Genomic DNA, 12,029 nt, shown 5'->3' on the forward strand with positions numbered 1-12,029 from the left:
TCAAAGAAACATTAGAAACATTGTGCGAAGCGTGCTTTATAGAGAAATGTTAGAAAATCCTATTCCCTAACTTTTATCCACGTATCCCGTACTTTAAAAAAGATATATAAAATCAATAGATTGTGTACAGTAAAAAGAAACATGGTACGCCCAAGGGGAATCGAACCCCTGTTTCCGCCGTGAAAGGGCGATGTCCTAACCGCTAGACGATGGGCGCAAACCATTGATGAGGCTTATAGAGAGGATCTTTTTACTTCGCAAGCCCTCTGTGTCATTTTTTTTGAAAAAAGTGTGTTTTATTGAATAATTTTTGAGCAATTCCTGTTTGGATTGTTTCTTTTCAGTTTGAGTAGTAGGCAAAAATGATCAAAATATTATTTTAAATGTGTTTATTTTTTGCATATTTTATCGTTTGTTATCTTTGCTTGCACATGAGAATATTATTTAACTTGCCTGAAAGAGCCTTTATACAGAAGATTTCTCATTTGAACTTATCATAAAGCAAAAAACTGTATAATTTGTGAAGTAAAAAGACAATATTTATTACCAAATAAACAAATAATACCAATCATACAAAAGTTTTTTGAGGCATAAGCCATAGCTTAGTTTCAGTTTTAAAAATATAAATAGATTCTGTATGATGAAAATGAAAATATTAAAGCAATTTTTACAGAATATATTAAAAATATTTTTCTTATCTTTACTTTTACATGTTTATAAGGAAATTAAAATTAAAACCCCTTCATTTGTTCCCTCAAATGTTGAGAAGGTTATTTATTTGAAAATGAATTAGCATGGGTAAAGGGTAGATTGAGGTTTTTGTCATTTCAATTCGCTAGTTTTTCAAAGGGGTGGCAGTAAGTTTAGGTAAAATATTTGAGTTTTGCAAATTTATTCTCCATATTTATAACATTTCAGAATTATGGTGTGCACATATTAAGTCTTGTTTTTTACTTTAATGTAAGGTTCTATTTTGATATATAAGTGCATTAAGATTTTTGCATTAAAGATTTATATTTCAAACTATGGAATGGTAGGAAGAAATGTGTTATTATTTACTGATCTACTTTGTTTTATCCATTCTCTTAATTTATCATATGAAAGAATGTTTTTTGTTCCGTATTTGTTAATTTAGAAGAGATGTTTTTATTCTTTCTTACTAAGTCCTTAATATTCTTTAACTTGTTATTGATTATTTTTTAGAACTTTTCTTTATGGCAACTTGCATTTATCAGTTTTACAGATTTTTATTCTGAATTAGATATTTTATAAAGATTCTGAAATCTTTGAAGACAATAAATATTATATTTTTAGGAATGTTGATTGAACAAGCGGGGATAATTCTATTGGAGAACATGAAGTGAATAGAGCGGAGTATTTCTTTTGTTCTTATGGATGTAAGTACTCTTTGTGTTGATTGGCACATCATTTAAACGATTTTTCAGTGAAGATAGGGATCAGTGGTTAATAATGGCAGAAGCTTTAAAAGTTGGTGTTGCGGGACTTGGTACGGTTGGTACTTCAGTTGTTCGAGCTCTATGTGAAAAAGCGAATAGTTTAGCTTGTCAATGTGGGCGATTTATCAAAGTCGTTGCTGTTAGTGCGCGCGATAAAAACCGTAATCGTGGAATTGATCTCAGTGATATAAAATGGTTTGATTCACCTGTGGAGTTGGCTGCTTCTAATGAGATTGATGTTTTTGTAGAGTTAATTGGTGGTGAATTGGATGTGGTGTACACCGCTGTTAAGAGAGCGCTTGAGGCGGGACATCATGTTGTAACAGCCAATAAAGCCCTTCTTGCTCGACATGGAGTAGAGCTGGCTATAATTGCAGAAAAAAAAGGTATTTTTCTTCATTTTGAAGCAGCTGTTGCAGGGGGAATTCCTGTTATCAAAGCGATGAGAGAATCACTTGTCAGTAATCACATATCTCGAATTTATGGTATTCTCAATGGAACCTGTAATTATATATTAACACGCATGTTTACGGAAGGTCTTTCATTTAAAGATTGTTTAGCAGATGCACAGAGACTTGGGTATGCTGAAGCAGATCCAAGTTTTGATATTGAGGGAAATGATACTGCTCATAAATTAGCTTTGTTGACAAGCTTGGCATTTGGAACAGCTGTTTCGTTAGATGATGTTTATGTTGAAGGAATTCATAATATTTCGCAAATTGATATTCGAGCAGCTGATGAATTAGGGTATCGGATTAAGCTTTTAGGGGTTGCATTAAAAACGGATTCTGGAATAGAGCAACGCGTTCATCCGACAATGGTACCAACATCTTCAATGATTGCACAGATAAATGGCGTAACCAATGCTCTTTCTATTCAAAGTGATTTATTAGGTGAATTACTGTTTTCTGGTCCTGGCGCCGGAGGAATGGCAACAGCATCAGCCGTTATTGGTGATTTGGCTGATATAGCAAAAGCGCGTTCTGGTTTTCAGTATGCACCTGTTTTAAGACGTCCAGCATTAGAACTTACTCCTCATAAAAAAGCACGTATTTCTCATCATGCAGGGGGTTATTTTATTCGTTTAAATGTTCATGATCGTACTGGTGTTTTTGCCGCGGTTGCAAGGCATATGGCTGATAATCACATCTCATTGGAGTCGATTGTTCAAAGATCTTTTGTAGAAGATCAAATTGAAAAAACAATTATTTTAATTACGCATGAAACAACAGAGGTGAATGTACGACAGGCACTTGCAGAAATTGAAAAAGATGGACATCTTGTTGCAAAATCTCAATTTATTCGTATTGAGCCTATGGCAGAGAATTGATAACTTTCTTGATAATGACAAAAAGGCAAGCTTGAGTTCTTTTATCTCTTGTGGAAAATTTTCATCTTTGCCAAAAACTTTATTCTTAGTATTTAATAAGGACTCATATTTTTTCTGGTATTCATTCGGTAGGATTTTTTCATATGCCCACAACTCAGAAGATTTTAAATGGACTTGATCGTATTTTGACGCTTGAATTGGTACGTGTTACTGAACGTGCTGCTGTTGCTGCTGCACGCTGGCGCGGGCGTGGCGATGAAAAAGCTGCGGATCAGGCTGCTGTAGATGCAATGCGGCAGGAACTTAATCGATTGCCTATTGATGGTACAGTGGTGATTGGTGAAGGTGAGCGGGATGAAGCGCCTATGCTTTATATTGGAGAAAAAGTAGGTCTTCAAAGTGGATTGGCGATCGATATTGCACTTGATCCATTAGAGGGAACGACACTTTGTGCTAAAAATATTGCCAATTCTTTGGCAGTAGTTGCAATTGCTGAAAAAGGTAATCTCCTTTACGCTCCTGATGTTTATATGAAAAAAATTGCTATTGGTCCTGGTTATCCAAAGGGAGTAGTAGATATAGATGCTTGTCCTACCGATAATATCCATGCTCTTGCGAAGGCTAAAGGAGTGGCTGTTAATCAGATTGTTGTTTGTATTATGGATAGGCCTCGTCATGAAAAATTAATTAATGAAGTACGAGCGACAGGGGCATCGATTCGCTTGATTGGGGATGGAGATGTTGCTGCTGTTATTGATACAACTGATCCAGAAGAAACAGGTATTGATATCTATATGGGGATTGGGGGAGCACCTGAAGGTGTTTTAGCTTCTGCTGCTTTGCGCTGCATTGGAGGACAGATGCAAGGTCGTTTGCTGCTAGATACAGAAGAGAAAATTGCTCGTGCAGCTAAAATGGGGATTAGTGATCCCAATAAAGCTTATACAATGGAAGAAATGGCAAAGGGTGATGTTTTGTTTGCAGCAACAGGGGTGACAGATGGCAATATGCTTTCTGGTGTTAAATTTACATCTCGTTACATTCAAACGGAAACTCTCGTAATGCGCTCCCATACGGGTACAGTCCGTAATATTAAAGCGCAGCATAGAGATCATCCAAAATTTGATTAATGTTTTCTTTTTTCGTCATTAAAAATAGAGGGAGTTTTTTAGGAAATACGCTTCCATGAATCTATTTTCATGGAAGCATTTATAGATATGAGAATATCTTATTATTATGAGAGCTGGACAGAATGAACCCAGCCATTTTTATCTTCTATGTTCCCTTTTTGAAGGCCAACCAATTGTGTACGAAGCTGCTTTGTAACTTCTCCAACTGTTTCATTTCCAATAATAAATTCTCCCCCTTTATATTTAAAACGACCAATTGATGTGACAACGGCAGCTGTACCACAAGCAAAGACTTCTTTAAGGTGTCCACTCTTTGCATCTTCTTGAAGCGCTGCAAAAGAATAAGGACGCTCTTCTATTTTTAATCCCATTTGTTGAGCTAATCTTAAGATTGAATCACGAGTTATCCCTGGAAGAATAGTGCCGTTAAGCGCAGGGGTTACAAGTGTACTATCTGCCATAATAAAGCAGACATTCATACCACCAAGTTCTTCAATCCATTTATGTTCAATCATATCAAGAAAGAGTACTTGGCTACAATTATTTTGCGTTGCACACTTTTGTGCCAGTAAGCTTGCTGCATAGTTTCCGCCACATTTTGCAGCGCCTGTGCCCCCTGGACCAGCGCGGCTATAATCTGTTTCAATCCATACACTGACAGATTTTTCTTCTCCTTTGAAATAGGATTCAACTGGAGAGGCTATGATACAAAAAAGATATTCTTGAGAAGGGCGGACTCCCAAAAAGTTTTCATTGCCAAACATAAATGGACGGATATAGAGGCTAGCGTTGGGATGATCAGAAACCCATTTTTGATCAATTTTTACTAATTGATGAACGGCATCCAGAAAAATATCTTTTGGCAATTCTGGCATAGCTAAACGCCTCGCTGATTCTATAAAGCGTTGTGCATTGGCATCAGGACGGAAGAGCAAGATGCGCCCATCTTTTGCTCGATATGCTTTTAAACCCTCAAAAATTTCCTGTCCGTAATGTAAAACGGTACTTGCAGGGTTAATTTCTAAAGCTTTGTATTGAGAAATGATGGCATTATGCCAGCCTTTGTCTTCAGTCCATTGAATAGTACACATGTGGTCTGTAAAAAATTGACCAAAACCGGGATTTTTTAAAATTTCTTCACATTTTTCTTCTGACAGAGGAGATGGGTGTTTTTCTATTTTAAAGGGAAGCGACGATATAGGAGATTTCATAAAAAACCTTTTGAGTATGTTTCATTTTTATTAATAAAAATAATGAGATATTTTGATCACAACTCTATTATTAACAAAACCTTTGTGTCAATGTTTTATTATAGAACACAAAGAGGTTTATTATAGAATTCAAAGGCTATGATAGATATTTTAATTCTACACTCGCCTCTTTTTCTCAACTTTATGAAGTAAGCTGGAACTTTTTTCTATAATTATCGTTTTCTCAAAATAAGTATCTGAATAATTTCATATATGCATATTGTCTAGAAATTAAAAGGTAAGGGAATTGAGAAAAGGAATCTACTATGATTGATAAAAATTATCACACATATGAAGAACGTATGGCAGCAGAAAGAAGAGATAGTGAACAACGTGTTTCAATTGCTAAGGGTATTTTTGCTATTCTTCTTGCGGTCGTTATTATCTGGTTTGTTTTTGGTTTTTTAGGATCTTTTTTTGCAAAATCTCCTGAACATAGTTCGCGTTATAATACTCCAGAAACAAGCCAAAGCGTAACGACACCCCAAAAAGATTTAAATTCGCTTCCTTCTGTACCTTACACTTATAAGGGTACGTAGTGATTTTTCATAAATATAATCTTTTAGATAGGACGAAAATCGACGTAGATTAAAGAATAAAGTCAGCACAAAGACATAAAAAGAGACATAAAAAAGATTAGACGATTTTAATTTCTGAAGTTTTTGATAAGTAATTAAATGGTATGGAAATAAATAATGCAACGGTTTTAAAAACCGTTGCATTATTGGTTTAGCGTGTGATGAAGCAACTTCCTCCGGAACTTTTAATAGATTCACAAAGGATTATGGCTTCATTACGGTCTTGTGTTTGAATCCGGACACGGTAATAAGTACCTTTTCCTGGTATAAAAGCGGGTTGAATATTTAAAGAACGGGCACCGATAAGGAATCCAAATTTAGATTTCATATTTTTTAAAGAACTTCTAGCTAGCTCATGCGTTGGCTGAGATGCAAGTTGTACGTAATAACTTTCTGAATTTTGTGCTGCGACTCTGTTTGGTGATGTGGGGCGAGATGCGACGGGTGTTTCAACTTGTGTATTTCTTTCTGCATGAGAAGGAATAGGGATAAATTTTTCTTCAATATTTGAGCTAGAAGTATTTTCTGCGATTATTTTATCAATATTATTTTTGAGATCAAGGTCTATTTCTTGATTGTTTATATCAGAATCATGCGACGAAACAAGGGACGAATCTTGAAGTTCATTAGGAGTTTGATCAATGTTTTCTTCAGATTGAGCAGCAGTTTTGCTCTTTGTTTGATGTACGGGAGCTAGTGTAACTGTACCATCTTGATTTACAATAACAGTTTGTACTTCTTGCGTGGGAATAGTATGGTTTATGGCTTCTGTGACTGCATCTTCAACATCAGATTCATTTAAAGACGAAGATGAAGCGTTTGAAGATTCTTCAGGATTTAATTCTTTTAAATTTTCAGGTTGTTCAGAGCTATCAATAAGAAATTGTTGTGTGTTTTCTTGTTTTTCATTTTGTTCAGTTGTTTGCTTATAGATATCTAAATTATGTACAACATCATTTTTCGGTTCAGTTGTTTCTGGTTTGAATTTAAAAGGCGAATTATCAGCGTGGATAATGATCGTTTCTTCATTTTTTTGTGATGGCATAAAAAAGTGCGAATAACCAGCAAATCCAATTCCTATTAAAATAAGTATAAAAATACCTTTAATGAAAGTTTTACCAAAAATAAAACTTTTTAAGGGAGGAGGAGCTGGTGGATGCGTGGGAACCTCATCTGAGCTTGTGTATGATGAATTCTCGCTAAAAGGGGGAAAATTATATTCCATATTGGCAGAAGAAAAATAGTCGGAATTTTGTTCTTTAGAGTTTATATAAACACCTTCTTTTGAATTTTGCATAGACTGATGAAAAACTTCACTAAAAACCTCATTTTTCTGTTGTTTTTGAGAAAAATTATCCGTTGGGACATTTCCTACATTAAGTACATCAGCAAATTCTTCTTCTAAACCACCACTAGTTGGCACATCATATTCTGGCGCTTCATACGGGACTTCTGGAACCATAATAGGGCCAGTTTTTTCTACGATTTCCTCTGAAAATTTATAAGTATCAACATTGGGAGGGGGAGTATCTCTGTGCGTATAGTTATGGGCAAAAAAGCCATCCGTTTGTTTTGTATTCAAAGAGGCTGATGAGGAAAGAAACTCATCTGAATTATTTTCATTATATGAAATTTCTCTATTTGGGTTAGAGGTACCTTCGGTGTTATTGATGTATTGGGCTTGAGCCTCATTATATATTGGAACTTTTTCGCTATAAGTTTCTTGTTGTGAGGGGTTTTCTTCAAAAAAATGGGGATAATGGGTTGTATGATCTTCTTGTGAAGCCCCCTTTAAATAAGATTGTCTATCAACTGGTGGAGAACCCAAAGGTGAGGAGAAGGTACTTTTTGTTTGATTTCTTGCAGTGTTTTGTCTTTCTGACATAAGGTTAGAAGATGAGAAAAACTCATTTGCCTCTGTAGAAGAGGAGACATCAGGATAAGAAGAGGAGACATCAGAATAATCTTTTTTGGTCCAAATTTCTTGATCAGCTGAAATTTTATAGGGATGGTTTACAGGAGTGTCATAGAGGTTTTGATTGTCATCATAAGTTTGTTGTATATTCGTAGTTTTAGGCTGTTGTGAATTTGTTTGTGAAAAACGATTGGTTTGTTCAACAGATTCTGGAATCTCTTTCTTATTTTCGCGCCTTTCAGATTTATCAAAAAAGAAATTTTCTGATTCTGATTGTGAAATAAGATTACTTTTTTTAAGAAACGGATCAGCACTGGTTGCTGTTGTTTTCTGTTGAGGGGATTGATTCTTTGGGATTGGTAATGGAGAAAGCTCATCTAAAATTTGTTCTTCATCATGACTGCTAGGTGAAGAATATTTCTCTTCAGATAAATTATTTTGTTTTGAATGGTTGAAAGAAACAGTTTGTGCAATATCTGAGGCTGTTGCGTTGCTGGTTGCATGCAAGTCCCATTGTTTTTTTTGATCATCAAACGGTAAGTCATGTGCTAAATTATTTTCAAGTTCCTCTTCTAGAAAGGACAAATCAAAATCATCATCATGGGATGATGTTTCGGGGTGAGATGTTGATCGATCTGTCTGTAAAGAAGATTGCTCATTTTGGTTTCCGCTTTGTTTGTGCGGATTAAAAATGCGCGTAAGCCTTTCCAAAGGATCATGGTGTTCATGATCGTGTTTTGTTTCGTGTAGATTTTTGCGATCGTTATCGCTCATAGCTTTTCTCACATGGTGATTTGCATCTGCGTGCAATCAATGGTTGATTTTGATTTGTTATATTAAAATTATAAATTTTCCCCCTCTCATGCAAGGATACATGAAAAAGTTTATCAATAGAGTACCTATTGTATGTATTTATAGAACTTTTTCAACGCATTTCTATTGGTGCTTCGACTCCTATGATGGTAAGTCCTGATGATAAAATATTGATAACAGCTTGTATCAACCCCAATCTTGCAAAGGATAACTCTTTATCATCAGGTTGAATAAAGCGTAAATTGAGATTTTCACTCCCTTTATTCCAATGGGTGTGAAAGCTGGAAGCAAGGTCATAAAGATAAAACGCTAATCGATGCGGTTCCTTATGAACGACGGCCTGTTCAATGATACGTGGATATTCAGAAAGTTTGCGTATTAACAATATTTCATGGTCATCTGTTAATCGATGAAGATGGGCGATTAATGTATCATTTGAAAAGTTTTTAATATGAAGCGCTTCTTGTGCTTGACGAAAGACTGAGTGACAACGTGCACTTGCATATTGTACGTAAAAGATGGGGTTATCTTTTGATTGTTCTGTTACTTTTGCAAAATCAAAATCAAGAGGTGCTTCACACTTACGGTATAACATCATAAAACGCACAGGATCACGCCCAACCTCTTCGACAACATCCCGTAGAGTGACAAAAGATCCCGCTCTTTTTGACATGCGTACAGGATGACCGTTGCGAAAAAGTTTTACCAATTGACATAAGAAGACGCTTAATTTAGCTTTATCCCCAGAAATTGCTTTTGCCATTGCCTCTAGCCGCTTTACATAGCCAGCATGGTCTGCGCCTAGAATATAAATCATTTCATCAAAATGACGATTAAATTTATCCCGAAAATAAGCAACATCAGCAGCAAAATAAGTGTAAGAACCATCAGATTTGACTAAAACACGGTCTTGGTCATCACCAACATTTGTTGAACGGAACAAAGTTTGTTCACTTGGTTCCCAATCTTCTGTATTTTGTCCCTTGGGAGGGGGGAGTTTTCCTTTGTAGATATAACCATTTAAAGTGAGGTCGTTGATGGTGTTACGAATGGCGCGTGCATTATCTGCATAAAGCATTCGCTCAGAGAAAAAGATATCATGATAAATATTAAGAGCAGCCAAATCTTCGCGAATCATGGTCATCATTGCATGAATTGCACGTTCTTTCACAAGAGATAAGGCTTCATCTTTATCCATCGTGAGGAGTTGGTCACCAAACTCTTGAGCAAGTGATTGTCCCAATGGTATCAAGTATTCTCCAGGATAGAGCCCTTCTGGAATTTCATTAATTTCTTGCCCAAGAGCCTCACGATAGCGCAATAGTACAGAGTGGGCGAGGACTTCGATTTGTTGACCAGCATCATTGATATAATATTCTTTCGTAATGTTATAGCCCGTAAATTGCAGCAAATTGGAGAGAACATCTCCAACAACCGCTCCGCGGCAGTGTCCTACGTGCATTGGTCCTGTCGGATTTGCTGAGACATATTCAACATTGACGCGTTTTCCTTGTCCCATTGGGATACGACCATAAGAAGTGCCTGATTCAAGCATGGATTTTATAGCATCTTGCCAAAATAATTTTGTAAGCTTTATGTTTATAAAACCAGGACCGGCAACATCTATATTTTCGATAGAGGAATCATTTTTAAGAAGTTCTATGATTTTATCTGCAAGTGCACGTGGATTGATTCCAATAGATTTTGCAAGCACCATAGCAGCATTGGTTGATAAATGACCATGGGAGGAATCACGCGGAGGATCAACAGTGATTTTTGATAAATCTAGATCTTCTCCATTTTTTCCTTTTATATCAGATAATTCAATTGATCTCTTAATTTTTTTTTCGAAGTTTTTAAAGATATTCATATTTAGCTTCCATGATGATGCCAAAAGCCATTAGACGAAATTATCTGTATGGTCAAATAAACGGTGATATTCACGTAGAGCGTAGTGATCTGTCATGCCTGAAAGAAAGTCAGCAATCAAACGTGCTAACTCTTGATTTTTTAAGTGCACTGTTTTGCTCTGCCAACTTTCAGGCATTGTATTTGGATTTTCATAATAACAATTGAATAATTTTTGTACAATGCATTTTGCTGCATTGCGACGACTAAGAACTTGTTCATGGTAGTAAAGATTTTTAAATAAAAAGTTTTTTAGTTCTTTTTCATAAACGGTCATTGTTGGTGAAAAGGTGACAATAGTTTGTTTTGCTTGGTGAATATCGTTTATGCTTGTTGGTTTGATGCGTGCTAAATTTTCTTGTGATTGTTTGATAACATCTTCAACCATGGTTGTTATTTGTCTTCGTACAAGTGTGTAACCGCGACGCGCTTGGTCGAGGTGGGGATGCTCATCTGTTATATCTTTTAATATTGCTGCTGTTAGTGAAACATGTTCAAATTGATCGAGTGTTAAAAATTGCGAACGTAGACCATCATCAATATCATGCGCATTGTATGCGATATCATCTGCAATAGCAGCACATTGCGCTTCTAGTCCTGCAAAACAATCGAGTGCAAGGTCTTGCTCTGCATTGTATTGTAAAATATCGATAGGAACCTCCTTATTCTTCGCGTGAGGACCTAAAAGAGGACCATTATGCTTTACAAGTCCTTCGAGGGTTTCCCATGTAAGGTTAAGTCCATCAAAATTTGCATAGCGCTGTTCTAGTTTTGTGACAATGCGTAATGCTTGTGCATTATGATCAAAGCCGCCATAATGTACCATGGCTTCATTAAGTGCATCTTCTCCAGCATGGCCAAAGGGCGTGTGTCCAAAGTCGTGAACAAGGGCAATGGCTTCGGCAAGGTCTTCATCAAGGCACAGGGCACGGGCTAATGTTCTTGCAATTTGAGAGACCTCTATGGAATGGGTTAGGCGAGTACGATAATGATCGCTTTCATCAGCAATAAACACTTGCGTTTTATGTTTAAGACGTCGAAATGCATTAGAATGGATAATACGATCTCTATCTCGTTGAAAAGGTGAGCGTGTGGTGCTCATCGTTTCATGGAATAATCTACCACGGCTTGTTTGCGGATGAGCACTGTACACTGCTCGAGATTGGTAATTGAAGTTGATAGTGCCTATATCCATTGCAAGCTGCCCATTATCATCTTAAAATTGAGAGTGGTTTATGACAAATAAACTTCTCTTTGAGTATGGGATACTCTTTCTTGATGGTTTAATGCAAGGATATATAAAATGAATGTGAAAATTTCAGATGTTGCTGCCCAAAAAATTGCACAGATACTTTTGCGTGAACCCGATAAAATAGCATTACGTATTTCTGTTGAAGGTGGTGGGTGTTCTGGTTTTTCTTATAAATATGACTTGGTTTCTGACATGTGTAAAGATGACCTCGTTCTCAAAAAAAATGGGGCAGTTGTGTTTATTGATTTACTATCACTTCCTTTCATGGAAGGAGCTGAGATTGATTTTGTTGATGATCTTATGGGGCAGTCTTTTCAAATCCACAATCCCAATGCTGTTTCATCATGTGGTTGTGGTGTAAGTTTTTCAATCTAAAATGATGGCTTTGTGATATTG

Annotated in this window: 8 protein-coding genes and 1 tRNA gene; 4 read left to right on the plus strand and 5 right to left on the minus strand. The window is 36.2% G+C overall.

From position 1 onward, the window contains the following. Window positions 1–142: 142 nt before the first annotated feature. Window positions 143–217, minus strand: a tRNA-Glu gene (locus ACFIKD_RS06320). Window positions 218–1,470: 1,253 nt separating this feature from the next. Here ACFIKD_RS06320 and ACFIKD_RS06325 point away from each other — a divergent pair. Both ACFIKD_RS06325 and glpX read left to right on the plus strand, forming a co-directional pair. Then, window positions 1,471–2,787: a homoserine dehydrogenase gene (locus ACFIKD_RS06325; protein ID WP_375644743.1), complete on the plus strand. Its 1,317-nt coding sequence runs from the start codon at window positions 1,471–1,473 to the stop codon at window positions 2,785–2,787. A 143-nt stretch (window positions 2,788–2,930) separates the two neighbouring features. Continuing rightward, window positions 2,931–3,917 (plus strand): class II fructose-bisphosphatase, encoded by a 987-nt coding sequence (gene glpX / locus ACFIKD_RS06330; protein WP_375647524.1) that lies wholly within the window; start codon window positions 2,931–2,933, stop codon window positions 3,915–3,917. Between the two features lie 104 nt (window positions 3,918–4,021). On the opposite strand, the gene ACFIKD_RS06335 is transcribed toward glpX, so the two are convergent. Then, a complete protein-coding gene (locus ACFIKD_RS06335) occupies window positions 4,022–5,128 on the minus strand; it encodes a branched-chain amino acid aminotransferase (RefSeq protein WP_015856515.1) in 1,107 nt (368 codons plus the stop codon). Window positions 5,129–5,433: 305 nt separating this feature from the next. Here ACFIKD_RS06335 and ACFIKD_RS06340 point away from each other — a divergent pair, with 305 nt between their 5' ends. Further along, window positions 5,434–5,706, plus strand: coding sequence for a hypothetical protein (locus tag ACFIKD_RS06340; RefSeq protein ID WP_375647526.1), 273 nt, complete (start codon window positions 5,434–5,436; stop codon window positions 5,704–5,706). Window positions 5,707–5,896: 190 nt separating this feature from the next. Here ACFIKD_RS06340 and ACFIKD_RS06345 read toward each other — a convergent pair whose 3' ends face one another. The 3 genes from ACFIKD_RS06345 to ACFIKD_RS06355 all read right to left on the minus strand — a co-directional run bounded on the left by ACFIKD_RS06345 (window position 5,897) and on the right by ACFIKD_RS06355 (window position 11,576). Next, window positions 5,897–8,434: an SPOR domain-containing protein gene (locus ACFIKD_RS06345; protein WP_375647527.1), complete on the minus strand. Its 2,538-nt coding sequence runs from the start codon at window positions 8,432–8,434 to the stop codon at window positions 5,897–5,899. Window positions 8,435–8,585: 151 nt separating this feature from the next. After that, on the minus strand, window positions 8,586–10,343 hold the full coding sequence (gene argS, locus ACFIKD_RS06350) for an arginine--tRNA ligase (RefSeq protein ID WP_375629437.1): 1,758 nt from the start codon (window positions 10,341–10,343) through the stop codon (window positions 8,586–8,588). A gap of 30 nt (window positions 10,344–10,373) precedes the next feature. Next, on the minus strand, window positions 10,374–11,576 hold the full coding sequence (locus tag ACFIKD_RS06355) for a deoxyguanosinetriphosphate triphosphohydrolase (protein ID WP_375647528.1): 1,203 nt from the start codon (window positions 11,574–11,576) through the stop codon (window positions 10,374–10,376). A 108-nt stretch (window positions 11,577–11,684) separates the two neighbouring features. Here ACFIKD_RS06355 and ACFIKD_RS06360 point away from each other — a divergent pair, with 108 nt between their 5' ends. Then, window positions 11,685–12,008, plus strand: coding sequence for a HesB/IscA family protein (locus ACFIKD_RS06360; RefSeq protein ID WP_375635885.1), 324 nt, complete (start codon window positions 11,685–11,687; stop codon window positions 12,006–12,008). The last annotated feature ends 21 nt before the right edge of the window (window positions 12,009–12,029 follow it).

It is taken from the genome of Bartonella sp. CR84HXZ, assembly GCF_042194535.1.
Classification (GTDB): domain Bacteria; phylum Pseudomonadota; class Alphaproteobacteria; order Rhizobiales; family Rhizobiaceae; genus Bartonella; species Bartonella grahamii.